Here is a 25423-nt window from a genome sequence, read left to right as displayed (position 1 = left end):
TATCGACGGCAGGGTTTGGCACCTCGATGTCGGCTCGTCTCATCCTGGGGCTGGAGCAGGTCCCAAGGGTCGGGCTGTTCGCCCGTTAAAGAGGCACGCGAGCTGGGTTTAGAACGTCGTGAGACAGTTCGGTCCCTATCCGCTGTGGGCGTAAGAGATCTGAGAGGAGCTACCCCTAGTACGAGAGGACCGGGGTGGACGAACCTCTGGTGTGCCAGTTGTCGCGCCAGCGGCACGGCTGGTTGGCCACGTTCGGGATGGATAAGCGCTGAAAGCATCTAAGTGCGAAGCCGGCCTCGAGATGAGATCTCTCACCGGGTCAACCGGGTAAGGCCCCTGGCAGACCACCAGGTTGATAGGCCGGAAGTGGAAGCACGGCAACGTGTGGAGCTGACCGGTACTAATAGGCCGAGGGCTTGACTTTCGCTCGCGCTCGCTATCGCGGTTCTTCGAGCTCTGCTCGAGGGACGCACCCTCAGAGATCTCTCCTATGATCCGTTCGCGGACCCAGGGGAACCACCGTTTCGGTGGCCATAGCGGAGGGGAAACACCCGGTCCCATCCCGAACCCGGAAGTGAAGCCCTCCAGCGCCGATGGTACTGCCAGGGCGACTTGGTGGGAGAGTAGGTCGCCGCCGGGACATCTTCGAACGAGCCGCCTGCAGGCGGCTCGTTCCGTGTCCGCCCGTCGCGCGCGGCGGCTAGCCTAGGAGGTCGATGCCCAAAGCCCTCACCCCCCGTTCCGGTGGTCACCACCGTGCCCGGTCGGCGCACCGTTCCGATCTCCCGCGCGACGTGATGGACGAGCTCCAGCGGGTCACGAAGCCCACCCAGCTCCGCGATGCCGTGTCGCGTCTGTCGCGGGCCGTCGATCTGCTCGACCGGGGCGACTCGGGAGCGGCGGCGGCCGAGGCGGCGAAGGCGAAGCAGCTGTCGCCGCGCTCGGCGGCGATCCGGGAGGTTCTCGGCCTCGCGCTCTACGGCCAGGGGCGGTGGCAGGAGGCCCTGACGGAGTTGAAGGCGTACCGACGATTCAGCGGACGCGCGGACCAGAACCACGTGATCGCCGACTGCCTACGGGCATTGGGCAAGCCGCAGGATGCGGTGCCGCTCGCCGAAGAGGAGCTGCGGGCGAAGGTTCCCAACGAGGCGAAGGCCGAGGCCGTGGTCGTGGCAGCGTCGGCCCTCGCCGATCAGGGGCGGTTCGCGGAGGCCCTGGCGTTCCTCGGCAGGGCCAAGACCCGCGAGGCGGTCTCCGAGCCGTACACGTTGCGACTGTGGTACGTGCGGGGAGACATCCTGGCGAAGGCGGGACGGAAGGACGAGGCATCCGCCGAGTTCCGGAAGATCATGCGACACGACCCCTCCGCGTTCGACGCCGCCGAACGCCTCGCCGAGCTCGAGTAGGTCAGGTGCCGGCGTAGGCAGCGAGGTGCTCGCCGGTGAGCGTGGAGCGGGCCGCGACGAGGTCGGCGGGTGTGCCCTCGAAGACGATCCGGCCGCCGTCGTGACCGGCGCCGGGGCCGAGGTCGATGATCCAGTCGCCGTGCGCCATGACCGCCTGGTGGTGTGAGATGACGATGACCGACTTGCCGGAGTCGACGAGCCGGTCGAGCAGGCCGAGGAGTTGCTCGACGTCGGCGAGGTGGAGGCCGCTGGTCGGCTCGTCGAGGGCGTAGACGTCGCCCTTCTCGGCCATCTGGGCGGCCAGCTTGAGCCGCTGCCGCTCGCCGCCTGACAGCGTGGTCAGCGGCTGCCCCAACGAGAGGTAGCCGAGCCCGACGTCGGCGAGCCGGTCGAGGATCTTGCGGGCGGCGGGTGTGCGTGCCGCGCCGTCGTCGAAGAACCCCTCAGCCTCGGTCACCGCCATCGCGAGCACTTCGGCGATGTTCCGGCCGCCCAGCGTGTACTCCAGCACCGACGCTTGGAACCGCTTTCCCTCGCACTCCTCGCAGGTGGATTCGACGGTGGCCATGACGCCCAGGTCGGTGTAGATGACGCCGGCGCCGTTGCAGGTGGGGCAGGCGCCCTCGGAGTTGGAGCTGAACAGGGCCGGCTTCACGCCGCTGGCCTTCGCGAACGCCTTGCGGATGGGGTCGAGCAGCCCGGTGTACGTCGCCGGGTTGCTCCGTCGCGAACCACGGATCGCGCCTTGGTCGATCACCACCACGCCGTCGTGGCCGGAGACCGAGCCCTGGATGAGTGAGCTCTTACCGGAGCCGGCGACGCCCGTGACCACGCAGAGCACCCCGAGGGGGATGTCGACGTCCACGTCTCGGAGGTTGTGCGTCGACGCGCTGCGGATCTCCAGCACGCCGGAAGACGGACGCACCGATCCCTTGAGGGTCGCCCGGTCGTCGAGATGTCTGCCAGTGGTGGTGTCGCTGCCGCGCAGCCCCTCCACGGTGCCCTCGAAGCAGACGGTGCCGCCCTCCGCCGCGGCACCGGGGCCGAGGTCGACGACGTGGTCGGCGATCGCGATCGCCTCCGGCTTGTGCTCCACGACGAGCACCGTGTTGCCCTTGTCGCGCAGCTGCAGCAGCAGGTCGTTCATCCGCCGGATGTCATGGGGGTGCAGGCCGATCGTGGGCTCGTCGAAGACGTAGGTGACGTCGGTGAGCGACGAGCCGAGGTGGCGGATCATCTTGGTGCGCTGTGCCTCGCCGCCGGACAGGGTGCCAGACGGCCGGTCGAGCGAGAGATATCCCAACCCGATCTCCGCGAACGAGTCGAGGAGGTGTTGCAGCCCGGTGAGCAGCGGGGCCACCGACGGCTCGTCGAGACCCCGGAGCCAGTCGGCCAGGTCGCTGATCTGCATCGAGCAGACGTCGGCGATGTGCTTCCCCTCGATCTTCGACGACCGGGCCTCCTTGCTGAGGCGGGTGCCGTCGCACTCGGGACAGGTCGTGAACGTCACCGCCCGCCCCACGAAGGCGCGGATGTGCGGCTGCAGCGCATCGACGTCCTTGGACAGCATCGACTTCTGGATCCTCGGGATCAGGCCCTCGTACGTCAGGTTGATCCCGTCGACCAGGATCTTGGTCGGCTCCCTGTGGAGCAGGTCGTGCAGTTCTCTCTTGGTGTACTTGCGGATCGGCTTGTCCGGGTCGAAGAAGCCGCAGCCGCGGAAGATGCGGCCGTACCAGCCGTCCATGCTGTAGCCGGGGATCGTGAGCGCGCCCTCGTTGAGGGACAGGCTCTCGTCGTAGAGCGCAGACAGGTCGAAGTCGGTGACCGAGCCCATGCCCTCACAGCGCGGACACATGCCGCCGAGACGGGTGAAGGTCGCCCTCTCGGTCTTCGTCTTGCCGGCGCCGCGCTCGACGGTGATCGCACCGCTGGCCTTCACCGAGGGGACGTTGAACGAGTACGCGTTGGGGGGGCCGATGCGCGGCTTCCCGAGCCTGCTGAAGAGGATGCGCAGCATCGCGTTGGCGTCGGTGGCGGTGCCGACGGTGGAACGGGGGTTGGAGCCCATCCGCTCCTGGTCCACGATGATCGCTGTCGTCAGGCCATCCAGGACGTCCACCTCCGGCCGCGACAGCGTCGGCATGAAGCCCTGCACGAAGGCGCTGTAGGTCTCGTTGATCAGCCGCTGCGACTCCGCGGCGATCGTGCCGAACACCAGCGAGCTCTTGCCCGAACCGGAGACGCCCGTGAACACGGTCAGCCGGCGTTTCGGGATCTCGACGCTGACGTCATCGAGGTTGTTCACGCGCGCGCCCTGCACGCGGATCAGATCGTGGCCGTCGGCAACGCGCAGCGCAGGCGACCGCGTGTCCTTCCTCGCAGCCCTGCTCAGAGCTCAGCTCACCGCCTTCTTCAGCAGCGCGACGATCTTCTTCTCCTCGGCGGCGGTCAACTTCGTGAGCGCCCAGGAGGTCGGCCACATGGCGCCTTGGTCGAGCTTCGCCTCGTCGCTGAAGCCGAACGTCGCGTACCTCGCGTTGAACTTCTCCGCGCTCTGGAAGAAGCAGACGATCTTGCCCTCCTTCGCATAGGCGGGCATCCCGTACCAGGTCTTCGGGGAGAGGGTCGGCGCGTTGGCCGTGACGATCGCATGGAGCCGCTCAGCCATGGCGCGATCCGATCCCTGCATCTCGGCGACCTTCGCCAGCAGGGCACTTTCCCCGTCCGCCTTGCGTGCTTCCGCCTTCAGCTCTTGGGCGCGCTCCTTCATCGCGGCCCGTTCTTCGTCCGTGAATCCCGTGGATGGCTTCCCGGTCGCCGTGGCGCGCTTGGCGGACCTCTGCGTGCCCTTCTTCGCGGGCTTCCTCTCAGCCATGTGGCAGCACCTCCTCGGGACGGTTCAGCGCAGCTCTTGGATGCGGACCAGATTGCCCGCGGGATCGCGGAACGCGCAGTCGCGGACGCCGTAGGGCTGGTCGGTCGGCTCCTGGACGACCTCGGCGTCGCCGGCCTGCACCCGCTCGAAGACGCCGTCGAGATCGGGGGTGGCCAGCAGGAGCGAGGCGTAGGTGCCTTTGGCCATCATCTCGGCGATGGTGCGGCGCTCGTCGTCGGTGATGCCGGGGGTGGCGGCCGGCGGGTACAGGACGATGGACGTGTCGGGCTGGTCGGCGGGGCCCACCGTGATCCAGCGCATCCCCTCGTAGCCGACGTCCATGCGGACCTCGAAGCCGAGGGTGTCCCGGTAGAAGCCCAGTGAGGCGTCCGGGTCGTCGTGCGGCAGGAAGCTCGAGTGGATGGTGATGTCCATGTCGGTCAGGCTACGTGCGGCTCGGAAGCCGATGCTTCTCGATTCCTGACCGGTCTGGTCACCTGTTTCGACACGCAGGCCGGCATCCCCGCCGTCGCGCGCGCCGCCTCACGCCGATAGACGCTGGGCGGCACGCCGACCAGCTCGGTGAATCGAGTGCTGAAGGTTCCCAGCGACGAGCAGCCGACCGCGAAGCAGACCTCGGTGACGCTGAGGTCGCCGCGCCGCAGCAGCGCCATCGCGCGCTCGATACGTCGCGTCATCAGATATGCGTACGGCGGCTCGCCGTAGGCGCGCCGGAACTCGCGGCTGAGGTGTCCGGCCGACATGTGCGCGCCGAGGGCGAGCGCCTCGACGTCCAACGGCTGCGCGTATTCCCGGTCGATCCGGTCGCGGACGCGACGCAGCCGCGCGAGGTCGCTCAGGCGTTGCGCCGCGGCGGGTCTGCTGGTCACCTGCGCTATCGTGCCACGTCGCACCCGAGTTGTCTGGCGCCGCTCGCGTCCCACCCACTCCGGGTCCGCTCCGCGGTGAGCTCCGATCCCGTCCTCGGCCTGTTCGGGCCTGCAGGACGCCGCGGTCGACGGACCGAACGGCTCATCCGGCCTGTGCCTCGCGTTTCCATCGCGTGCGCCAGTAGCGCGAGAGTCCGGCCGCGTTCATAGCGATCGATCCGATCGCGTCGTACCGCTGCAGATCGATCGGCCGGCCGGCCTCGGCCTGGAACTCGATCGCTGCGAGGGCACGGAGCTCGTCGGCCACTGCGGCGGTGTCGGCCTCGTGGTCCCGCTCGAGCAAGCGGCGAACCGCGGCTGACCACGACGCGATCCGCTCGGCCGCCGCATCGCACGCCGCCTCGGCATCGGGGACCGGGCCGAAATGGGACGTGAGCAGCGCGGTGGCCCGATGCGACCGGATGCGCTCGATGCTCGCGAGCCCGGCCTCGACGTCGACCTCGGGCGGGGGCAGCGCCGGCCGGAAAGCGGGACCCCAGGGCAGATGCGATCCGATCGCCTCTCCGGTGAACATGGCGCCGCTCCGACGATCGAGCAGGGCCACGTGGTGCGAGGCGTGTCCCGGCGTGTGCACCACGTCGAGGGAACGCTCGCCGAGCGCGATCACGTCCCCGTCGTCCACGCTTCGCAGCCGTCCGGGGGGAACCGGGATCGTCACCCCGAAGAACGCGTGCATCCTCTCATCGCCGTAGGTTCGTGCCGTGCTCGCGATCAGACGCGTCGGGTCCGCGAGGTGCGGCGCACCCCGCTCGTGCGCCCAGACCGTCGCTCGAGAAAAGCGCGCCGCGAGCGCCCCGGCCCCGCCCGCGTGATCGAGATGGATGTGCGTCACGACGATGTGGGCGAGGTCGTCGGGCCCGAGGCCGAGTCGTTCGAGCGCCTCCAGCACGAGCGGCACGTCCGCGCCCGGGCCCGTCTCCACGAGGGCCGGCTGGTTGCCGTGGAGCACGAACACGGCGTTGAACTCGGGCTCCCCGGTCATCAGCGTGTCGATCATCGTGACGCCATCGGCGACGTCGGTGAGCACCGGGTGTCGAGGTTCGTCGGTCACGCAGCGGAAGTCTCGCACACGGCGCAGCCGGCTTTCCGAGGCCCCGAGTCCCGATCCCGACCGAAGGGACCGTGCGCCGGTCTCCATCACACCCCCCGCGAACCGGGAGGGGGAACGGGCAACGCCGTCGTCGCGGCGTGACTCGGTGGTGCCGCCGGATCGCCGCTTCCGCGGACGGTGACCAGCCCACGATCGAGGAGTCCTTCGCCGCATCGGGTTCCTCTTCGCCGGTGTCACGATGACGTGCGGCGGTGATGGAAGGGAGTTGACGATGATCTCCACACTCACGAAGTGGGAGTACTTGGTCGTTCCTTTGGATGAAGTCGGGGGGCTCAAGAAGGGGGCTGATCTGGCCCCGAGCCGCCTGAATGGAGCTCGGCTCTCAGGGCTGGGAAGCGGTGGGTCTGTCCCTCAAGAAGGGTGATCTGGTCGCGTGGCCGGTCGTCCTGCTGAAGCGTCCGGTCGGCTAGTGGCCTATCACGCCCCCACGCATGGTGACGAGCCTGAGAGTGGCCACGGCACGACCGTGATCGAGGACCGCCGACCCAACTGCCATCCTTCACAGCGGGCCCCTGGACACGGACCATTCAGCGGACGCAGGCAACCGTCGGTCCGGCCCGCCGTTCGGAGACGGAAGCTTGACGCCGTCGCATTGACTCGGCGACTCAGCGATGCCTATCGTCGGAACCGACCGGTCCCTACCCCCCGGATCCGATGGAGGCCCTCTCATGAAGCGCTCGCTCCTCGCGATCTTCGCCCTGATCACGGCCCTCATGGTCCAGGTCGGTCCTGCGTGGGCCGACGATCGCATCTGCCGGGGAACGATCGGCTCGGTCCATATCGACGGCAACGTGATCGTGCCGAGCGGCGCGAGCTGCACGCTCCTCGGCACCCGCATCGACGACAACGTCGAGGTCGAGCGACGGGGCACGCTCGTCGCACGCGGCGTCGGCATCGGCGGCAACCTCCAGACGCAGGATCACCGTTCGGTGCTCGTCACGCCTCGACGATCGGACGGAAGGATCGCGAGATCGCGGATCGGGGGAGACATCCAGCTCGAGTCGGGCGGCCGAGGCATCGTCCGCAGGGCGGTCATCGGCGGCAACCTGCAGACCAAGCAGAACGAAGGCCGCCAGGCCGCGGTTCGCAACAGGATCGACGCCGACCTCCAGGCCTTCTCCAATGAGGGCGGGGTCCGGATCGTAGGCAACGTCATCGACGGGAACCTGCAGTGCAAGTCCAATTCGCCACCACCGACAGGCGGGAACAACCGCGTCCAAGGGGACAAGGAAGATCAGTGCAGCGATCTCTGACCGAGCCGGGCCGGTCGAACCGAAGCCTGTGACCTCGGTCTCTCCGATGTCGGAGGCTGTCGCTAGGGTTCCCCGTGACGTGACCTCCCCCTGAGGCGCGGTCAGTCGCGAGACGCCGCAGGAAGTGGAGGACGCATGGTCACCGTCAACGTCGTCGTGCTCGCGGGCACGATCTCCGCCGATCCGGTTCAGCGCCGCATGCCGTCGGGCGACGAAGTGACCGAGCTCAGGCTCTCCGTTCCGGAGACCGGCAAGCGCCTCCTGCCGCTGCCGATCGCGGCGTGGCACGCCACGGTCGGCGCTCGAGCGCTGGGCGAGATCGCCAAGGGCGATCGCGTGCTCGTGCACGGCCAGCTCGTCCGACGGTTCTACCGGAGCGGCGCCGGGGCTCGCAGCCTCACGGAGGTGGTCGCGAGCGGCATCAAGAAGCTCGATCCGCCCGATCCTGGTCCACCGGATCCGCCGTCGGGCCGGCAGCCCGATCAAGCGGCATCATGACCATGCCCGTGCGGGGCTTCGGCCAGAAGTAGGTCGACTTCTGGGGTAGTCGCTCGCCCCGCTCCACCACAGCCCGGATGCGACCGGGGGTGGTGGGGGGCAGAAGGTAGACGGCTATCGCGTCCCCACGACGAAGGGCGGCGTCGGCCTCGTGTGCGTCGGGCACGTACCGGAGGGGCCCCGCCGGATGCGTCCCGTCGAGCACCTCCCGGTGCAGGGCATCCACGGTCGGCGGCGGGCCGTCGAGCCGCCGGACCCGGTACGTGACGGCGCCGTCCGCATCGATCGTGCCGACGCCGATCGTCCGCTCGTCGTCGTCGAGGACGGCGAGGGTGGCGTCGAGCCCCGGCGCCTCGTCACCGCTCTCATCGGGCGGTACTCCCGCCAGCTGCTCGCGATGGAACGGCAGCACGGGCAGATGCTCCGCGGCGGCGTCGACCACGAGCGTCAGCACGGCGTCCCACGGTCCCGGGCCGTCGTGGAGGCGTCGTTCGTCCCGGTAGTGCAGGGCGGTCGTGTACCGATGGTGTCCGTCGGCGATCAACAGGTGCTCGTCGGTCAGGTGAGCGAGATCCACATCGTCGGCCGGCACCGGCCACATGCGGTGGCGCACTCCCTGCTCGTCGATCGCCTCCGATGACCGTTGAGTGGCCCGCGGGTCGCGCACGGCCGCGTCGAGCCGGTCGTCGGGCCCATCGATCGTGCCGTACACGGGCGAGAGATGGGTTCGCGTGGCCCGCAACAGCGCGAGGCGGTCCTGCACGGGGCCCTGCGACACGTGCTCGTGCGGCAGCACGGTGCCGCCCCAGTCCTCGAGCGTCATCGCGCAGATCAGACCGCGGATCGTGCGTTCCGCGAGCGCGGCGTGCGGCGCCTCGGGCGGGGTGGTCATCTCGTAGGCGTAGTAGCAAGGCTCGCGCGAGCGCCGGAGCGCTCCGCGCCGCTCCCAGTCGGTGAGCAGGTGCGCCGCCCTCGAGTAACGGCTGCCCGGGTCGGCGGGGTCATCGGAGCCTTCCGCCAGGTCGAGGTGGACCACGCTGAACGGGCTGGCGCGCAGGTACTCCAGGCGCCGACGGTCGCTGATAACGTCGTACGGCGGGGCCGTGACGCGGGCGAGGGGACCGGCGACCTCGGCATCGAACACGAGCCCGAGGAACGAAGAGAGGCGAGGCACGCACCTTGTATAGCAGGCAGGTGTCGCCCGACGACGGCGGCTTGGGCATCGGACCCGATCGATGATCGCCGACGCGTATGAGGCGTTCCTGTTCGACCTCGACGGGGTGCTCTATCGAGGGGCGGATCCTGTGCCGGGTGCGGCCGAGTCGCTCACCCGCCTGCGGTCGCTCGGCAAGGGCATCGCGTTCGTCACGAACAACTCCGGTCGTACCCCCGAGCGGGTAGCAGAGCGACTGCGTTCGGTGGGGGTCGACGCCGACGCCGGCGAGGTCGAGACGTCGGCCCTGACGACGGCTGCGGTGCTCGCCGAGCGAGGGATCGGCCGGGCGTTCGTCGTCGGCGAGGTCGGCGTGGTCGACGCGCTGTCGGAGGCCGGTGTCGAGGTGGCCACGGGGGAACCGGATACCGTCGACGCCGTGGTGGTCGGGTGGGACCGCAACGCCGATTACACGAAGCTGCGCGTCGCCTCGGTCCTGGTCCAGCGCGGTGCCCGGCTCGTGGCGACGAACCCCGACGCCTCGTTCCCGGCCGCCGATGGGACGAAGTGGCCGGGTGCGGGGGCGCTGCTCGCCGCGATCGAGACCACGACCGGGGTGCGGGGAGAGGTGATCGGCAAGCCGTACGCGCCCCTGCTACTCGCTGCCCACGCACGCGCCGGCGGCGGCCGGCCGCTCCTGATCGGCGACCGCCTCGACACCGACATCGCCGGCGCGGCCGGCCTCGGGTGGGATTCGCTCCTCGTGCTCACCGGCATCAGCGGGGCTCGTGATCTGGAGGGGTCGCCCGTGCGTCCGACCTACGTCGCCGACGACCTGCGAGGTCTGTTCGCCGAGGGCTCGTGAGCTTCGGCGTGGCGCGCGCGGCGGGAGGCAGCCCGCACCCCCGGTATGCTGGCGAGCAACAACGACGATCGCGAAAGGACCTCCCGATGTTCATCGACGACCTCCGCAGGACCGTGGAAGGACTGCTCGGCACGCTGACCCCCTCCAAGGCGCAGCAACTCGCCAAGGACATGCTGGAGCCGGGCGCCGCGAAGGAACAGGTCGCCAAGACGACCGCCGATCTCCTCGAATGGTCGCATTCGAACCGTGAACGCATCTCGGCCTTCATGCAGCGGGAGGTCTCCGAGCAGCTCAAGGCGGTCGGAGGCGTGGCGTCGCAGGCCGAGCTCGATGCGTTGAAGAAGCGCGTGCGCGATCTCGAGCGCGCCGCAGGCATGACCGCCTCGGGCAGGGCCAAGAGCAGGAAGTCGACGTCGACGAAGAAACGCACCACCCGGAAGGCGACCTCGGCGAAGACCGTCGCACCCACGACGGTCACGGCCACGCCGCCCGCATCCGACGCCTGACCCGGATGCGACGACGGTGACCCGACGTCGCCTCGACACGGAGCTCGTCCGTCGCGGCCTGGTCACCTCGCGGGCGGAGGCCCAGGAGGCCGTGCGGTCGGGGCTCGTGCTGGTCGCCGGGTCGAGGGCGACGAAGACGTCGACGCTCGTGGCCGACGACGTCCCGGTCGAGCTGGCTGGCCCCGCCCGTCGCTTCGTCTCCCGAGGCGGCGACAAGCTGACGGCGGCGCTGACGCGGTTCCGAGTCGATCCCACAGGGCTCGACTGTCTGGACGCCGGCGCCTCGACGGGCGGGTTCACCGACTGCCTGCTCCGGGCGGGCGCCCGGCACGTGGTCGCCGTCGACGTGGGCTATGGGCAGCTCGATTGGCGCCTCCGTGAGGACGACCGCGTAACGGTGCTCGAGCGCACGAACGCGCGCGGACTCACGGTCGACGCGTTGCCCTACCGCCCGCAGCTCGTGGTCGCCGATCTCTCGTTCATCTCCTTGCGATCGGTCCTCCCGGCACTGAGCGGGGTCGCCGCCGACGACGCTCGGGCCGTGTTCCTGGTCAAGCCTCAGTTCGAGGCCGGACCGGCCGACGTGGGGAGCGGCGGCGTCGTCCGCGACCCCGACGTGTGGACGCGGGTGCTGTCGGCGGTGGCAGGAATGGCCGCCGACGCCGGATTCGCGCCGCTGGGGGTGATGGCCTCGCCGGTGCGGGGCCCCGCCGGCAACGTGGAGTTCCTGCTCTTCGCCCGACGCGGCTCGCCGCCGGCCACGATCGACGTCGAGGCCGCCGTCGCCGAAGGGCGGAAGGTGGCGGCATGAGCCGGGTCGGGGTCGTGATGCACCCGAAACGGCAAGCCGCGATCGTGGCGGCTCGGACGCTCCGCGAGGCGATCGAGCGTGAGGGCGGCACGACGGTGCTGCTCGCCGACGAAGGCGACTCGCCGCAGGTCGGCGAGGCGTTCGACCTGGTGGTGAGCGTCGGAGGCGACGGAACGTTCCTGCGGGCGGCGTACGCTGCCTCGCATATCGGCTGTCCGGTGCTCGGGGTCAAGGTGGGGCGCATGGGGTTCCTCACCGAGGTCGAGCCCGCCGACGCCCTGCCGCTGGTCCGAGCCGTGCTGGACGGGCGGGCCCGGGTGGAGGAGCGGCTCGCGCTCACCGTCGAGCCGGTCTCGGGCGCCGACTTCCCCCCGCAGTGGGGTTTGAACGAGGTCATGGTCGAGAAGCACGCGCGGCATCGGCTCGTGCGGCTGGCCGTGCAGGTCGACGGGGTCTACGTGACGACGTTCTCGGCCGACGGGGTGATCGTGGCCACCCCGACCGGCTCAACCGCGTACTCGTTCTCGGCGAGGGGGCCGATCGTGAGCCCGAGTGTGGATTCACTCGTGCTCACGCCGATCGCCGCCCACATGGTCTTCGACCGTTCGTTCGTGCTGAGCGCGGCGAGCCAGGTGCAGCTCGAGGTGATGGGCGAGGAGAGCGGGGTGCTCTCGGCCGACGGTCGCCGGAGCATCGAGCTGCCGGTGGGCTCGATCGTGCGGATCCGCGCGTCTGGGCGCGCCGCCCACCTGGTGCGTCGCGAGGCCGCGCCGGAGTTCCTCTCGCTCGTGAGGGAGAAGTTCGGGTTGCCGGGAGAGGAGGGCGAGCGTCCCGGCGAGCCCGACGCCGACGATGTCGGCGCGGGGGGCTAGGATGCGCGCGTGCTTCGCGAGCTCCACATCTCGGGGCTGGGGGTCATCGACGACCTCGACCTGCCGCTGCACCCGGGCCTGAACGTCCTGACCGGGGAGACGGGGGCAGGCAAGACGATGATCACGGTCGGTCTCTCCCTCGCGCTCGGCGCTCGAGCGTCCTCCTCGCTCGTCCGCGAGGGCGCGAGCGCCGCGCGGGTGCAGGCGTTGTTCGACGTGACCGCCGCGTCGCCCGATGCGACGTCCTCGCTCGAGGACTGGGCCGAGGACGGCGACGTGCTGCTGGCACGTGCGGTGCCGGTCGAGGGCAAGGGGACCGCACGCATCGGCGGGCAGATCGCGACGGCCTCCGCACTGACCACGCTCGGCGCCTCGCTGGTCGAGGTGCACGGCCAGCATCAGTCCCAGCGGCTCCTCGAGCCCGCCGTGCAGACCGCGTTCCTCGATCGGTTCGCCGGCGACGAGCACCTCGACGCGGTCGTCGCCTATCGCGAGGCGTTCGAGGCGTTGCGGGCGACGACGGTCGCCCTGGAGCGGCTCCAGGTGGCGGCGCGCGATCGCGAGCGTGAGCTCGATCTCCTCGCCTATCAGGTCCGCGAGATCGAGGCGGTCTCGCCTCAGGCCGAGGAGTCCGAGCGGCTGGCCGCCGAGGAGGCGCGGCTCGGCCACGTCGAGCGCCTGCTCGAGGCGGCCGGTACGGCCGAGGCGGCGCTCGGCGGTGATGACGGCGCGGCCGACGCGCTCGGCGTGACCGCGCGGGCGCTCGACGATGCCGGCTCGCTCGACGCGACGGCGGGCGAGCTCGCCTCCAGGAGCGCGACCATGGCGATCGAGGTCGCCGAGCTGGCCCGTGACGTGCGTTCCTATCGGGAGTCGCTCGCGCCCGACCCGCAGCGTCTGCAGCAGGTGCGTGAACGCGTCGGCGCGTTGAAGGCGCTGCAGCGCAAGTATGGCGAGACCGATGCCGACGTCGTGGCGTTCATGAGCGAGGCATCGGCCCGGCTCGCCGAGCTCGCGGGCGCCGACGAGAGGATCGTGGAACTCGAGCAGGCGGCGGCAGCGCTGGACGAGCGTCTGACGGCGCACGCTGCGATCGTGACGTCGGGAAGGGCCGGGGCGTCCCGGCGGCTGTCCGCCGCGATCCGACGCGAGCTCGAGGAGCTGGGCATGCCCGGCGCCGTCGTGGACGTGGCCCTCGAGCCCTCGGCGAAGCCCGGTCCGACGGGGGCCGAGCGCGTCGAGCTCCTGTTCGCCGGCGGCCCGGAGGTGTCGCCGATGCCGCTGGCCAAGGGCGCCTCGGGCGGCGAGCTGTCGCGCACGATGCTGGCGTGTCGCAGCGTGCTCGCCGACCTCGACGACGTGCCGACCCTGGTGTTCGACGAGGTCGATGCCGGCATCGGTGGCCGCGCGGGTCTCGCCGTCGGACGGCGGCTCGCCCGGCTCGCCCGCGACCGCCAGGTGCTCGTCGTCACGCACCTGCCGCAGATCGCGTGCTTCGCCGACCGCCACGTCCGGGTGACGAAGGAGCATGGGACCGCGGCGGTCGAGCTGCTCGATGGCGGCGAACGGGTGCGCGAGCTGTCGAGGATGCTGGCCGGGCTCGACGAGAGCGCCAGCGCGGTCTCCCATGCCGAGGAGCTGCTGTCAGAAGCCGAGAAGGTGAAGGCGACCGCGTAGCACGGTCCGCGATCCGTGGGGATGTTTCCGGTCGAAGTGGCTCGGAGCGTCGGAGCCCTCTGCTAGAGTCGGGTCCCGTGGTGAGGGAGCAGCCCAAGTACATCTTCGTCACGGGTGGAGTGGCCTCCGGACTCGGCAAGGGCATCACCTCCGCCTCCCTCGGACGGCTCTTCAAGGCGCGCGGCCTGAAGGTGGTCATCCAGAAGCTCGACCCCTACGTCAACGTCGATCCCGGGACGATGAACCCGTTCGAGCACGGCGAGGTCTTCGTGCTCGACGACGGCGCCGAGACCGACCTCGACCTCGGTCACTACGAGCGGTTCCTCGATGCCGACCTGCATCGAGGGTCGAACTTCACGACGGGGGCCGTCTACTCGAGCGTGATCGCGAAGGAGCGTCGCGGCGACTACCTCGGCAAGACGGTGCAGGTGATCCCGCACATCACCGACGAGATCAAGGAGCGCGTGCGGGCGCTCGCCGAGACCGAGGCGGCCGACCTGGTGATCGTCGAGATCGGCGGTACGGTCGGCGACATCGAGTCGCTGCCGTTCCTCGAGGCGATCCGGCAACTGCGCAACGAGATCGGCCGTGATCGTTGTGCGTTCGTGCACGTCTCACTGATGCCGTTCATCGGGCCGAGCGGCGAGCTGAAGACGAAGCCCACGCAGCACTCCGTGAAGGAGCTACGAGCGCTCGGTATCCAGCCCGACGCGATCGTCTGCCGTTCCGATCGGCCGATCGGGCGCAACCTGAAGGAGAAGATCTCCCTGTTGTGCGACGTGCCGATCAGCGGCGTGATCAGCGCCCCCGACGCCCCGTCGATCTACGAGGTACCGCTCGTGCTACATCGCGAGGGCCTCGACATGGAGCTGGCGAACCACCTGCGAGTGCACACCGAACCCGATCTCGCCGAGTGGGACGGGCTCGTCGAGCGGATCCATGCGGCGAACGAGCCCGTCACGATCGCGGTCGTGGGCAAGTACGTGACCCTGCGTGACGCGTACCTGTCGGTGATGGAGGCGCTGTACCACGGCGGGTTCCACCACGGCGCCGACGTGCAGATCCGGTGGGTCGCCTCCGACGACCTCGGGGGCGGGGCGACCGAAGAAGCGCTGCGCGATGTCGACGGCGTGCTGATCCCCGGTGGGTTCGGCATCCGCGGTGTCGAGGGCAAGGTCGCCGCCGTGCGTTTCGCGCGCGAGCACGGGGTGCCCTTCCTCGGCATCTGCCTGGGACTCCAGTGCGCCGTGATCGAGTACGCCCGTCACGTGATCGGGCTCGAGGGCGCGAACTCGAGCGAGTTCGACCCCGCCACGCCGCACGCGGTGATCGACCTGCTTCCGGAGCAGAAGGACGTCACCGACCTCGGCGGGTCGATGCGGCTCGGCGCCCAGCCTTGCCACCTCGTGCCGGGCACCAAGGCCGCCGAGGCATACGGCGAGCCGGTCGTGTACGAGCGGCACCGCCATCGATGGGAGGTCAATCCCGCCTACCACGAGCAGCTCGAGGCCCATGGCCTCGTGCTCTCGGGCAACTCCCACAACGGCCGACTGACGGAGATCATCGAGCTGCCCGACCACCCCTTCTTCGTAGCGGGGCAGTTCCACCCGGAGCTGCGGTCGCGGCCAACGCGTCCGCATCCGCTCTTCCGAGACTTCGTCGGCGCCGCCCAGACCTTCCGACGCTCGCGCGTCGAGCGCTCATTATCGACCACGGGATAGAGCGCGCGGTGCCCGAGCCGCTCGCCGCACGCACCGCGTTCCAGGGCTCGTTCGTACGGGTCGACGTCGAGGAATGGGCCGACCTTGGTCCGTGGGAGGTCGTCCGCCGCCACGACGCGACCGCCGTGTTGCCGGTGACCCCTGGCGATCGCGTCGTGCTCGTGCGGCAGTTCAGGCCGGCGGTCCGCCAGGTGATGACCGAGGTGCCGGCCGGCATCCTCGACGTCGACGGCGAGGACGCCCTGAGCGCCGCGGCTCGCGAGCTCTACGAGGAGACCGGCTACCGCCACACGGCGATCGAGTTCCTGGGTGGCATCTATCCGACCGTCGGCTCGAGCGACGAGTACGTGCACCTGTTCTGGGCGCGCACCGAGGCGGAGCCGTCGGGTCCGGTCGAACCGGGGATCGAGCTCCTGCTCGAGCCGTTCCAGCGCATGGTGGACGCCGCGCGCTCGGGCCGGGTCCGCGACGCCAAGACCGCGGTGGCGCTGCTGATGGCAGCCGGCCGGCCGGCGTTGCCACAGGCGTGAGGCCGCGAGCCTGAGCCCGGTTCAGTACGCTTGCCCCGGAAGGGCGCCGGCGGATCCGGGTGGTCGCCGGGCCGCCGAGGACGAGGAGGCGACCGCGCGTGGACGTCGGGATCCCGAAGGAAGTCAAGGACAACGAGTACCGCGTCGCCGCGACCCCCGAGGGGGTGCGCGAACTCGTGCGGGCCGGGCACCGGGTCGTGGTCGAGACGTCCGCGGGCGTCGGATCCGCGATCACCGACGAGCAGTACGACGTCGCCGGCGCCGAGATCGTGGGGGATGCCGATGCGGTGTTCGCCGCGGCCGAGATGATCGTGAAGGTCAAGGAACCTCAACCGGAGGAGTACGAGCGGTTCCGTGCCGGACAGGTGCTGTTCACCTACCTGCACCTGGCGGCCGACGAGCGGCTGACGAGGTTCCTCGCCGAACGCCACGTCACCTCCGTCGGCTACGAGACCGTGCAGACCGACGACGGCCGGCTGCCGTTGCTGGCGCCGATGTCGGAGATCGCCGGCCGGATGGCACCGCAGGAGGGCGCGACCTGCCTCGAACGCCCGCGCGGCGGCCGCGGGGTGCTGATGGGCGGAGCCTCGGGTGTCGCCCCCGCCAGGGTGGTCGTGCTCGGGGCGGGCATGGCGGGAGCGAACGCGGCACAGATCGCGGCGGGCATGGAGGCGGAGGTGACCGTGGTCGACCGCAACGTCGACCGGCTCCGCGAGATCGACCGAGTCTGGCACGGACGCATCCAGACAGTGATGAGCTCGGCACTCGCGGTGGAGCGCCTCGTTCTCGATGCAGACCTGGTGGTCGGCGCCGTGCTCGTCCCGGGGGCGAAGGCTCCGCATCTGGTCACCGCCGAGACCGTGTCGGCGATGCAACCCGGATCGGTGCTGGTCGACATCTCGATCGACCAGGGCGGCTGCTTCGAGACATCACACGTCACGACCCATTCCGATCCCACGTTCGTCGTCCACGGGGTCGTGCACTACTGCGTCGGCAACATGCCCGGGGCCGTGCCACGGACGTCGACCTATGCCCTCACGAACGTGACGCTGCCCTACGTCGTCGCGATCGCCGACCAGGGGCTCGACGAGGCGGTCCGCGCCGACCCGGCGCTCGCCCTTGGGGTGAACGTCTTCGGCGGCGCGATCACGAACGACGGGGTGGCGGCGGCCCACGGGCTCGATGCCGTGCCGCTCGAGCGACTCATCGGCGCCGGGGCCGGCTAGGCGACCGGGCGACGGGCCGAGGATGGCCATGACCACGTCGATCGAGACCGAGGTCGTCCGCTACCTCGACCATCTGACCGTGGAGCGGGGCCTCTCCGAGCACACGATCGCCGCCTACCGTCGCGACCTCGCGCGGTACACCCGCTTCCTCGCCTCACGCGACGTGGTCGACCCGGCGAAGGTCGACGAGGCGCTCGTGCGATCGTTCCTGGCGTCGATCAGCGCCAGCACGCACGGTGACGAGCGGCCCTACCGGGCGACGTCGGTGGCCCGCGCTCTGTCGTCGGTGCGATCGTTCCACCGGTTCCTGGTGCGCGAGGGCGTGACCGACCGCGACCCAGCGGTGGGGGTGGCCCAGCCGAAGCTGCCGCGCTCGCTGCCGCATCCGCTCACCGTCGACGAGGTGGATCGATTGCTGGCGGCTCCCGATCCGTCGACCCCGGCGGGCCGGCGCGACCGCGCGATCCTCGAGCTCCTGTACGGCTCGGGCTTGCGCATCTCCGAGCTCACGGGGCTCGACGTCGACGACGTGGACCTCGAGGAGGGCTCCGTGCGGGTGCTCGGCAAGGGCGGGAAGGAGCGCGATGTCCCCGTCGGGCGCTACGGCCGGGATGCGGTGCAGGACTACCTCACGACGGCCCGTCCGGCGTTCGTATCCGGCCGGGCGCGGGGGGCGCTGTTCCTGAACCAACGAGGTGGTCGTCTGTCTCGCCAGAGCTGCGATCGCATGGTGCGGGCCGCCGCTCGTGCGGCCGGCATCGATCGCCACGTCTCGTTGCACACCCTGCGCCATTCGTTCGCGACGCACCTGCTGGAGGGGGGCGCCGATGTGCGCGTCGTGCAGGAACTGCTCGGGCATGCGAGCGTGGCCACCACGCAGATCTACACGTTGGTCACCCGGGAGCACCTGCGTGAGGTCTACTACACGTCGCACCCTCGAGCGCGGCGGCCACCCGAAGGGGCAGGCGCTCGCTCGACCGGCGCGACCGGTCACCGTCAGGAGGCACACGATGGATGAGTCCACCACCGCTTCGTTGCGGGCGGCGCTCGACGACCAACGAGCGCACCTTCGCGAGGAGATCACCGCCCTCGGGGCCGATCCGGACTCCGACGAGGTGACGTTCGTGGACGACTCCGGATTCGCCGACCGGTCTCACAACACCGAGGAGCGCTCGCGCCTGATCTCGGTGGCGCGAGCGCTGCGCTCCAACCTGCGTGACGTCGACGGAGCGCTCGCCAAGATGGATGCCGGCACCTACGGCCGGTGCGAGCGGTGTGGCCGTGAGATCGCGCCGGAGCGCCTGGAGGCGCTCCCGTGGGCGATGCTCTGCATCGACTGCAAGCAGGACGGGATCGGCGCGTGAGCGAGCCGATGGCGCTTCGCCTCGAACCCCTCGTGCCGAGGGTGCTGGTCGTCGTGTGCGATTCCTGGGGCGTTGGCGGCGCGCCCGACGCCGCGGCCTATGCAGACGAGGGTTCCGACACCCTGGGGAACACGTCGCGCGCCGTCGGCGGCATCCACGCGCCGGCGCTGGAGTCGCTCGGTCTCGGCCTGCTCACGAGCATCGAGGGGGTGGCCCCCCGGGCGGACGCGGGCACGGCGCACGGATGGGCCGTCGAACGCTCCGCCGGCAAGGACACGACCACCGGGCACTGGGAGATGATGGGCATCCGCCTGGACGAGCCCTTCCCCCTGTATCCCGACGGATTCCCCCCTGAGATCGTGGAGCCGTTCGAGCGGGCGATCGGGCATCAGGTCCTGGGGAACGAGCCCGCGTCGGGCACGAAGATCATCGCGCGCCTCGGCGAGGAGCATCTCGCCACGGGTGACCCGATCGTGTACACGAGCGGCGACTCGGTCTTCCAGATCGCCTGTCACAAGGCCGTCGTGCCGCTCGACCGCCTCTACGAGTGGTGCCGCATCGCGCGGGAACTCCTGGTGCCCCCGCATCGCGTTGGCCGGGTCATCGCGCGGCCGTTCGAAGGCGAACCGGGCGCATTCGTCCGCAGTCCCGAGCGTCGCGACCTCTCCGTGCCGCCGCCCGGCCCCACCGTGCTCGACGCCCTCCTGGCGGCGGCCGTGCCCGTCTACGGCGTGGGGAAGATCCAGGACATCTTCGACCGACAGGGAATCTCCGAGGCGTGCTACTCGGACTCGAACGACCACGGCGTGGACCTCACCGTCGAGTACCTGGGGCGGCCAGCCCCTTCGTTCGTGTTCACGAACCTCGTGGACTTCGACTCGAAGTACGGGCACCGCAACGACCCGACTGGCTACGCGGCCGCGGTGGAGGCGTTCGACCGGCGGCTCCCCGAGCTGATCGAGTCGCTCGACGGCGGCGTGATGCTGATCACGGGCGACCATGGCTGTGACCCCACGACCCCACCCACCGACCATTCACGGGAGCGGACCCCGCTGCTCGCTGCCGGCGTTCCCGGCGGTGCCTACGAGATCGGGGTCCGCGACGGTTTCGGGGATCTCGGTTGCACGGTCGCGACGCTCCTCGGGGTGCAGGTCGAGGGTTTGGTCGGGTCGAGCTTCACCGATCGACTGGGCTTCGGCCCGCTATCGGAAGGAACGTCAGGTGGAGGGTGAGCCCAGGGGTTGGTGCAGGGGATCGGTGAGGCATCGATGACCGTCAGCGATCCTCGCCAGATCGTGGCCTCGAAGCGCGACGGGCACACCCTGGCTGCCGACGAGGTCGAGGCGTTCGTCGAGGGTTACACGCGGGGCGAGATCGAGGATGCGCTGGCGTCGGCGTTCTTGATGGCCTGCCTGCTGCGAGGCATGGACGGGGCGGAGACGCTCGCCCTCACCCGCGCGCTGATCGCCTCGGGTGACACGGTGCGCTTCAGCGGCCTCGACCGCCCGACGGTGGACAAGCACTCGACCGGTGGTGTGGCCGACGGCGTCACGCTCGTCTTCGCGCCCCTCGCGGCGTCGCTGGGCCTGGCGGTGGCGAAGCTGTCGGGCCGGGGGCTGGGGCACACCGGCGGCACGCTCGACAAGCTGGAGTCGATCCCGGGCCTGCACACCGACCTCGAGCCGGAAGCGATGACGCGCCAGGTGCGGGAGATCGGGTGTGCGGTGGCGGCCCAGTCACCGAGGCTCGTTCCGGCCGACGGCCGCCTGTACGCCCTGCGCGACGCCACCGCGACCGTGCCGTCGATCCCGCTGATCGCGGCGAGCGTCATGTCGAAGAAGTTGGCCGTGGAGACCGATCTGATCCTGCTGGACGTGAAAGCCGGCGCCGGCGCATTCATGAAGACACCCGAGGACGCTGAGGCGCTCGCGGAGGCATGCCTGGGGCTCGCGCGAGGGTGGGGCCGTCAGGCCCGAGTGGCGGTCACCGACATGGAGCAGCCTCTCGGCGACGCCGTGGGCAACGCGCTCGACGTCGTGGAGGCGGTCGAGGTGCTGCGGGGTGAGCATCGCGGGCGCCTGCGCGAGCTGGCGATCGCGTTCGCGGCGCGCGGCCTGTCGGTGACGTCCGGCCGCGATCTCGACGCCGCGGCGAGCGACACCGAGCGAGCGCTCGACGACGGATCGGCGCTCGAGCGCTTCCGCGCGATGGTCGAAGCGCAGGGGGGCGACCCGAGGGTGGTCGACGACCCCGTCGGCGTGCTGCCCCATGCGCCGGTCGTCGTGCCGATCGAAGCCGACCGCGCCGGTACGCTCGCCCGGATGGCGACCGAGGACATCGGCGTGGCGAGCGGGGCGCTCGGGGCCGGTCGCATGCGCAAGGGTGATCAGATCGACCCGGCGGTGGGTATCGTGGTGCGCTGCAAGATCGGCGACCGGCTCGACGCCGGACAGCCGATCGGGCAGGTTCATGCGCGTGACGACACCGCCGCGCGTGAGGCCGCTCGCCAGGTCCTGGATGCGCTCGTGCTGCATGAGGGGCCGGTGCAGCCGCCGCCACTTGTGCACATGTGGCTCGAGTGAGGAGACGAGGCCGTGGGCAACTTCACCGCGCGGGGCATCGGCCTGGCGGTGTTCATGCTGGTCTCGCTCGCGATCGGCATGGCCGTGCGCGAGTACGCCAGAGCGTCCACCGCGGCGAGGCTGCACGATCCCACGCCGCGCCTGTGGGGTCGGCTGACCTTCAACCCGAAGGCGTGGTTCGAGCCGTTCGGGAGCGGGCTGGTCCCGGTGCTGATCGCGGTGCTGTGGTCCGTGCAGGTGCTCGTGATCCCAGCGGCGTACGGGAAGCCGGCCCCGGTGGACCCGAGCTACCTTCGGCGGACGCGCGATCTGGTCCTGGTCTCGCTCGCGGGACCGGTCGCGAACCTTACGCTGACGATCGTCGCCGGCCTGGCGGTGCGCATCGGGGGACTCCCGCTCGAGACAGCCCGCCCCGTGGTGGTCTTCGCGTTCACCAACGCGGCCCTGGTCGTGTTCCATCTCCTGCCGATCCCCGGCCTCGACGGTGCCCGCATCGTGGGACTGCTGCTCCCGCCGCAGGCGCGCGAGGTGTACCGCAACGCCGACAAGTACCTCCCGCTGTTCGTGCTGGTCGCCCTGTTCGTCTTCTCCACGCTCATCCTCGGGTTCCTCACCACGATCACGAGCGCGATCTGTGACGCAGCCACCGATCTCACCTGCCGGGCGGTCATGCAGCTGCCCTGACGCGCGACCTCGCTCGGCCGCCCTCGACGGATCGGGGACATGCCCGCGCTATCATCCCCGGCATCGACCAGCCCGTCGCCGCCTCGACGCAGTCCGCCACGCGTTCGCGCGTGCTCACCGGCTATCGCCCCACCGGGCCGCTCCACGTCGGTCACTGGGCCGGAAACATCGAGAGCATGCTCGCCTTGCAGGCCGATCCGTCGCGCGAGTGCTTCTTCTTCCTCGCCGACTGGCACATGCTGAACACCCACTACGACCGCACCGACGAGCTGCCGGGATTCGTGCACGAGCTCGTGCTCGATTGGCTCGCGGCCGGCATCGATCCGGAACGCGCCACGGTCTACCGCCAGTCCGACCTGCCCGAGGTCGCCGAGCTCGCGCTCCTGCTCGGCACCATCACGCCGCTCGGCTGGCTCGAGCGTGTGCCGTCGTTCAAGGAACGCCTGCGCGACATGGCCGAGCGCGACGTCGCGAACTACGGGCTGCTCGGCTATCCGGTGCTGCAGACCGCCGACATCGCGATCGTGCGGGGAGCGCTGGTGCCGGTCGGGGAGGACCAGGTCGCCCACCTCGAGGTCAGCCGGGAGATCGTGCGACGGTTCAACCGCCTCTACGGCGACGTGCTCGTCGAACCGCAGCCGCTGCTCTCGGAGACGCCGCTGATCCCGGGATCCGACGGCCGGAAGATGTCGAAGTCGCTCGACAACGCGATCTGGGTGCGCGACGAGGAGGACGAGATCCGGGCGAGCGTGCGCTCGTTCATCACCGATCCCCTGAAGGTGCGGCGCGGCGACCCGGGCCGGCCCGAGATCTGCCCGATCTTCGCGCTGCAGCGGAAGTTCTCGCCCGAGCGCATCGGCGAGATCGAGGCGGGGTGTCGTTCGGGCGAGCTGGGGTGCGTCGACTGCAAGACGATCCTCGCCGACCACTTGATCGAGCACTTCCGGCCCTATCGGGAGCGCCGCACCGAGCTGGCCGCCGAGCCAGAGCTCGTGGAGCGCGTGCTCGCCGAGGGCGCCGAGCAGGTGCGACCGGTGGCGCGCGCGACGCTCGCGGCGGTGCGAGAGGCGATGCATCTGTCGTGAACGGCGGCCCGGAGTGACGCGATGAGCGAGACCGCCGCCTCGGCGCCCGCGACGACGGGGGAGTTCGCGGTTGAGCTGCCTGTCTTCACGGGTCCGTTCCGGCTGCTCGCCGAGCTGATCCTGGAGCAGAAGGTCGACGTGTGCGACATCGCCGTCGCCACGGTGACCGATCGCTACCTCGCACACGCGAAGGACGCCGAGGGCTGGAACCTCGAGGAAGCCACGTGGTTCCTCGCCGTCTGCGCGGTGCTGTTGGAGCTGAAGGTGTCGCGACTGACCCCCAAGCACGCGGAGCTCGACGAGGACGATCTGCTGGGCGGGTCGCCCGACCTCGCGTACGCGCGGTCGCTCGAGCTCGCCGCGTTCCGCAAGGTCGCGCTGGAGATCGCGCGCCGGCTCGAGGACGAGGCGGGATACTTCGCCCGCGACGTCGGTCCCGGACCCGAGTTCTCGCACCTGTACCCCGACCCGATGACGCACCTGCGACCCGAGCAGCTGGCGACGATGGCTGCGGCGCTGCTCCGGCCCCCACCGACCCTCGATCTGTCCCACGTGACGCCGGTGCGCTACACGGTGGCGGAGGCGATGACCACGTTGGAGGAGCGGATCACGGGCATCGGCCGTGGAGCGACGTTCCGCGACCTGGTCGCCGACTGCGACGAGCGGATCCATGTGGTCGTGCGGTTCCTGGCGATCCTGGAGCTGTACCGTGAAGGGAAGGTCGAGCTCGCGCAAGCGGAGACCTTCGGCGACATCGACGTCGCGTGGACGGCGTGAGGTCGTTGGTTCGATGAGCGATCGCGACGACCGGTCCGCACCGACGCGAGACACCCGCGCTCTCGAAGCGCTGTTCTACGTCTCCGACGAGCCACTCACGGCCTCGGTGCTCGCCCAGGCCCTCGGCGTCGGTCGCCGCGATGCCGAGGCGCTGTGCGATCAACTCCAGCGTGACCTCGAGGATCGAGGATCGGGTCTCGAGCTGCGCAACGTGGCCGGTGGTTGGCGTCTGTACACGCACCCGGACACGGCCCCGGTCGTCGAACAGTTCGTGCTGTCGTCCCGCCAGGCCAGGCTCACGAAGGCCGCGCTCGAGACCCTCGCGATTGTCGCGTACAAGCAGCCCGTCACCCGCCACCAGGTGAGCGCGGTCCGTGGCGTGAACTCCGACGGCGTGTTGCGAGCGCTCACCGACCGGGGTCTGATCGAGGAGGCCGGGCGCGAAGAGGCACCCGGACGGCCGGTGCTCTATGCGACGACGCCCGGGTTCCTGGAGCGGCTCGGCCTCCCATCGCTCGCGTCGCTGCCGTCGCTGGCGCCGTTGCTCGATCCGTCGACCGAGGACGAGGACACGCTCGCGAAGGCCGTGACCGATCAGGCGGAGCTCGACGACGCAGCCACGCAAGTGCCCGCGAGCGAGGAGGGATCCGAGCCCAGCGGCGAACAGGGCACCGTGGGCGGCCACGCGGCCGGTCAGGTCGCGGAACCGCCGCCCGAGGGGTGAGCGTGTGGCAGAGGAGCGGCTGCAGAGGGCGCTCGCGCGTGCCGGGTTCGGCTCGCGTCGAGCATGCGAGCAGTTGATCGTCGAGGGAAGGGTGACGGTCGACGGCGTGATCGCGACCTTGGGCGACAAGGTCGAGCCCGCAGCCGCGCACGTGCGGGTGGACGACGTCGACGTCAACCTCGACCCCAGCGTTCGCTACTACGCCCTGCACAAACCGTCGGGCGTCGTGACGACGCTGCGCGATCCGCAGGGGCGACCCGACATCCGGCGGTACCTGCCCGCCGAGGGTCCGCGTGTGTTCCCCGTGGGACGCCTCGACCGCGAGTCCGAGGGACTGTTGCTGCTCACGAACGACGGAGAACTGGCGAATCGGCTGATGCACCCGAGTCATCGGGTGGAGAAGGAGTACTTGGCCGAGGTCGAGGGCGCACCCACCGCGAAGCAGATGGCGCGCGTGCGATCGGGCGTCGAGCTCGACGACGGCCCCGCCCGCGTCGTGCGCGCCCGCGTCGTCGGGACCTCGAAGGGCCGGGGCGCCGTGCGCGTGGTGATGACCGAAGGCCGCAAGCGCGAGGTGCGGCGCCTGCTCGCGGCCGTCGGACTCCCGGTCACGCGGCTCGTTCGTCTACGCGTCGGCCCCATCCGGCTCGGCGACCTCGAACCGGGGGCCGTGCGGCCCCTCGCCCGCGAAGAGATCCAGGCACTCGCCGCCCTCGCCGGGCGGTAGCCTGTGAACCCGGTCCGCCGTCC

The 25423-nt window shown here is 70.4% G+C and carries 26 protein-coding genes and 2 rRNA genes; 22 read left to right on the top strand and 6 right to left on the bottom strand.

Going from position 1 to position 25423, the window contains the following annotated elements; genetic code table 11:
- The 3 genes from VFI59_06070 to VFI59_06060 form a co-directional block, all read left to right on the top strand.
- A 23S ribosomal RNA gene (locus VFI59_06070) occupies window positions 1–424 on the top strand; the annotation flags it as partial.
- 99 nt (window positions 425–523) lie between these two features.
- A 5S ribosomal RNA gene (gene rrf / locus VFI59_06065) occupies window positions 524–640 on the top strand.
- A 76-nt stretch (window positions 641–716) separates the two neighbouring features.
- Window positions 717–1406, top strand: a complete 690-nt coding sequence (locus tag VFI59_06060) for a tetratricopeptide repeat protein (GenBank protein HET6713257.1) — start codon at window positions 717–719, stop codon at window positions 1404–1406.
- Window position 1407: 1 nt separating this feature from the next.
- Here the strand turns inward: VFI59_06060 and VFI59_06055 are convergent, their stop codons facing one another.
- From VFI59_06055 to VFI59_06035, 5 genes are all read right to left on the bottom strand, one after another.
- A complete protein-coding gene (locus VFI59_06055; GenBank protein HET6713256.1) occupies window positions 1408–3801 on the bottom strand; it encodes an excinuclease ABC subunit UvrA in 2394 nt (797 codons plus the stop codon).
- Between the two features lie 3 nt (window positions 3802–3804).
- Entirely contained in the window at window positions 3805–4284 is a 480-nt protein-coding gene (locus tag VFI59_06050) for a DUF1801 domain-containing protein (GenBank protein HET6713255.1), read from the bottom strand.
- 24 nt (window positions 4285–4308) lie between these two features.
- Complete coding sequence (locus tag VFI59_06045; GenBank protein HET6713254.1) at window positions 4309–4719, bottom strand: VOC family protein; 411 nt, start codon at window positions 4717–4719, stop codon at window positions 4309–4311.
- Window positions 4720–4724: 5 nt separating this feature from the next.
- The gene (locus VFI59_06040) at window positions 4725–5174 is read right to left on the bottom strand and encodes a helix-turn-helix transcriptional regulator (GenBank protein ID HET6713253.1); all 450 of its coding nucleotides are present in this window, start codon (window positions 5172–5174) and stop codon (window positions 4725–4727) included.
- 142 nt (window positions 5175–5316) lie between these two features.
- Complete coding sequence (locus VFI59_06035) at window positions 5317–6285, bottom strand: MBL fold metallo-hydrolase (protein HET6713252.1); 969 nt, start codon at window positions 6283–6285, stop codon at window positions 5317–5319.
- A gap of 728 nt (window positions 6286–7013) precedes the next feature.
- Between VFI59_06035 and VFI59_06030 the strand changes: the two genes are divergently transcribed.
- Complete coding sequence (locus tag VFI59_06030) at window positions 7014–7598, top strand: hypothetical protein (GenBank protein HET6713251.1); 585 nt, start codon at window positions 7014–7016, stop codon at window positions 7596–7598.
- 135 nt (window positions 7599–7733) lie between these two features.
- Window positions 7734–8096 carry a single-stranded DNA-binding protein gene (locus tag VFI59_06025; GenBank protein HET6713250.1) on the top strand — a complete coding sequence of 121 codons (363 nt, stop codon included), beginning with the start codon at window positions 7734–7736 and terminating at the stop codon, window positions 8094–8096.
- Here VFI59_06025 and VFI59_06020 read toward each other — a convergent pair.
- Window positions 8020–9270 carry a DUF1015 domain-containing protein gene (locus tag VFI59_06020; protein HET6713249.1) on the bottom strand — a complete coding sequence of 417 codons (1251 nt, stop codon included), beginning with the start codon at window positions 9268–9270 and terminating at the stop codon, window positions 8020–8022. The two genes, VFI59_06025 and VFI59_06020, sit on opposite strands and share 77 nt — an antisense overlap.
- Window positions 9271–9331: 61 nt before the next feature.
- Between VFI59_06020 and VFI59_06015 the strand changes: the two genes are divergently transcribed.
- The 17 genes from VFI59_06015 to VFI59_05935 all read left to right on the top strand — a co-directional run bounded on the left by VFI59_06015 (window position 9332) and on the right by VFI59_05935 (window position 25400).
- Window positions 9332–10114: an HAD-IIA family hydrolase gene (locus VFI59_06015; GenBank protein ID HET6713248.1), complete on the top strand. Its 783-nt coding sequence runs from the start codon at window positions 9332–9334 to the stop codon at window positions 10112–10114.
- An 86-nt stretch (window positions 10115–10200) separates the two neighbouring features.
- Window positions 10201–10620 carry a hypothetical protein gene (locus VFI59_06010; protein ID HET6713247.1) on the top strand — a complete coding sequence of 140 codons (420 nt, stop codon included), beginning with the start codon at window positions 10201–10203 and terminating at the stop codon, window positions 10618–10620.
- 16 nt (window positions 10621–10636) lie between these two features.
- Window positions 10637–11431 (top strand): TlyA family RNA methyltransferase, encoded by a 795-nt coding sequence (locus VFI59_06005; GenBank protein HET6713246.1) that lies wholly within the window; start codon window positions 10637–10639, stop codon window positions 11429–11431.
- Window positions 11428–12303, top strand: a complete 876-nt coding sequence (locus tag VFI59_06000; GenBank protein HET6713245.1) for an NAD(+)/NADH kinase — start codon at window positions 11428–11430, stop codon at window positions 12301–12303. The genes VFI59_06005 and VFI59_06000 overlap by 4 nt, the downstream gene beginning before the upstream one ends.
- A 9-nt stretch (window positions 12304–12312) precedes the next feature.
- The gene (gene recN / locus VFI59_05995) at window positions 12313–13980 is read left to right on the top strand and encodes a DNA repair protein RecN (GenBank protein ID HET6713244.1); all 1668 of its coding nucleotides are present in this window, start codon (window positions 12313–12315) and stop codon (window positions 13978–13980) included.
- Between the two features lie 80 nt (window positions 13981–14060).
- Window positions 14061–15701, top strand: a complete 1641-nt coding sequence (locus VFI59_05990) for a CTP synthase (protein ID HET6713243.1) — start codon at window positions 14061–14063, stop codon at window positions 15699–15701.
- 8 nt (window positions 15702–15709) lie between these two features.
- Window positions 15710–16231, top strand: coding sequence for an NUDIX hydrolase (locus VFI59_05985; GenBank protein HET6713242.1), 522 nt, complete (start codon window positions 15710–15712; stop codon window positions 16229–16231).
- 98 nt (window positions 16232–16329) lie between these two features.
- Window positions 16330–17457, top strand: a complete 1128-nt coding sequence (gene ald / locus VFI59_05980) for an alanine dehydrogenase (protein HET6713241.1) — start codon at window positions 16330–16332, stop codon at window positions 17455–17457.
- A 28-nt stretch (window positions 17458–17485) separates the two neighbouring features.
- Window positions 17486–18475: a site-specific tyrosine recombinase XerD gene (xerD, locus tag VFI59_05975; protein HET6713240.1), complete on the top strand. Its 990-nt coding sequence runs from the start codon at window positions 17486–17488 to the stop codon at window positions 18473–18475.
- The gene (locus VFI59_05970) at window positions 18468–18821 is read left to right on the top strand and encodes a TraR/DksA family transcriptional regulator (protein HET6713239.1); all 354 of its coding nucleotides are present in this window, start codon (window positions 18468–18470) and stop codon (window positions 18819–18821) included. The genes xerD and VFI59_05970 overlap by 8 nt, the downstream gene beginning before the upstream one ends.
- Before the next feature lie 8 nt (window positions 18822–18829).
- Window positions 18830–20053, top strand: a complete 1224-nt coding sequence (locus VFI59_05965) for a phosphopentomutase (protein HET6713238.1) — start codon at window positions 18830–18832, stop codon at window positions 20051–20053.
- A 36-nt stretch (window positions 20054–20089) separates the two neighbouring features.
- Complete coding sequence (locus VFI59_05960; protein ID HET6713237.1) at window positions 20090–21403, top strand: thymidine phosphorylase; 1314 nt, start codon at window positions 20090–20092, stop codon at window positions 21401–21403.
- 12 nt (window positions 21404–21415) lie between these two features.
- Window positions 21416–22087, top strand: coding sequence for a site-2 protease family protein (locus tag VFI59_05955; protein ID HET6713236.1), 672 nt, complete (start codon window positions 21416–21418; stop codon window positions 22085–22087).
- 110 nt (window positions 22088–22197) lie between these two features.
- Window positions 22198–23172, top strand: coding sequence for a tryptophan--tRNA ligase (trpS, locus tag VFI59_05950; protein ID HET6713235.1), 975 nt, complete (start codon window positions 22198–22200; stop codon window positions 23170–23172).
- Between the two features lie 21 nt (window positions 23173–23193).
- A complete protein-coding gene (locus VFI59_05945) occupies window positions 23194–23949 on the top strand; it encodes a ScpA family protein (GenBank protein HET6713234.1) in 756 nt (251 codons plus the stop codon).
- A gap of 13 nt (window positions 23950–23962) precedes the next feature.
- Window positions 23963–24673 (top strand): SMC-Scp complex subunit ScpB, encoded by a 711-nt coding sequence (gene scpB, locus VFI59_05940; protein HET6713233.1) that lies wholly within the window; start codon window positions 23963–23965, stop codon window positions 24671–24673.
- A 4-nt stretch (window positions 24674–24677) separates the two neighbouring features.
- Window positions 24678–25400, top strand: a complete 723-nt coding sequence (locus VFI59_05935) for a pseudouridine synthase (GenBank protein HET6713232.1) — start codon at window positions 24678–24680, stop codon at window positions 25398–25400.
- Window positions 25401–25423: the final 23 nt, after the last annotated feature.

It is taken from the genome of Actinomycetota bacterium, from assembly GCA_035697485.1.
Classification (GTDB): Bacteria; Actinomycetota; UBA4738; order UBA4738; family HRBIN12; genus JAOUEA01.
The sequence above is the reverse complement of the archived record's forward strand: the minus strand, read 5'-3'. Positions and strand labels throughout refer to the sequence as shown.

Coding starts and splice junctions, on each gene's coding strand:
- VFI59_06060 (HET6713257.1), top strand. CDS start 717: ATGCCCAAAGCCCTCACCCCCCGTTCCGGTGGTCACCACCGTGCCCGG.
- VFI59_06050 (HET6713255.1), bottom strand. CDS start 4,284: ATGGCTGAGAGGAAGCCCGCGAAGAAGGGCACGCAGAGGTCCGCCAAG.
- VFI59_06045 (HET6713254.1), bottom strand. CDS start 4,719: ATGGACATCACCATCCACTCGAGCTTCCTGCCGCACGACGACCCGGAC.
- VFI59_06030 (HET6713251.1), top strand. CDS start 7,014: ATGAAGCGCTCGCTCCTCGCGATCTTCGCCCTGATCACGGCCCTCATG.
- VFI59_06025 (HET6713250.1), top strand. CDS start 7,734: ATGGTCACCGTCAACGTCGTCGTGCTCGCGGGCACGATCTCCGCCGAT.
- VFI59_06015 (HET6713248.1), top strand. CDS start 9,332: ATGATCGCCGACGCGTATGAGGCGTTCCTGTTCGACCTCGACGGGGTG.
- VFI59_06010 (HET6713247.1), top strand. CDS start 10,201: ATGTTCATCGACGACCTCCGCAGGACCGTGGAAGGACTGCTCGGCACG.
- VFI59_06000 (HET6713245.1), top strand. CDS start 11,428: ATGAGCCGGGTCGGGGTCGTGATGCACCCGAAACGGCAAGCCGCGATC.
- xerD (HET6713240.1), top strand. CDS start 17,486: ATGACCACGTCGATCGAGACCGAGGTCGTCCGCTACCTCGACCATCTG.
- VFI59_05970 (HET6713239.1), top strand. CDS start 18,468: ATGGATGAGTCCACCACCGCTTCGTTGCGGGCGGCGCTCGACGACCAA.
- VFI59_05965 (HET6713238.1), top strand. CDS start 18,830: ATGGCGCTTCGCCTCGAACCCCTCGTGCCGAGGGTGCTGGTCGTCGTG.
- VFI59_05960 (HET6713237.1), top strand. CDS start 20,090: ATGACCGTCAGCGATCCTCGCCAGATCGTGGCCTCGAAGCGCGACGGG.
- VFI59_05945 (HET6713234.1), top strand. CDS start 23,194: ATGAGCGAGACCGCCGCCTCGGCGCCCGCGACGACGGGGGAGTTCGCG.
- scpB (HET6713233.1), top strand. CDS start 23,963: ATGAGCGATCGCGACGACCGGTCCGCACCGACGCGAGACACCCGCGCT.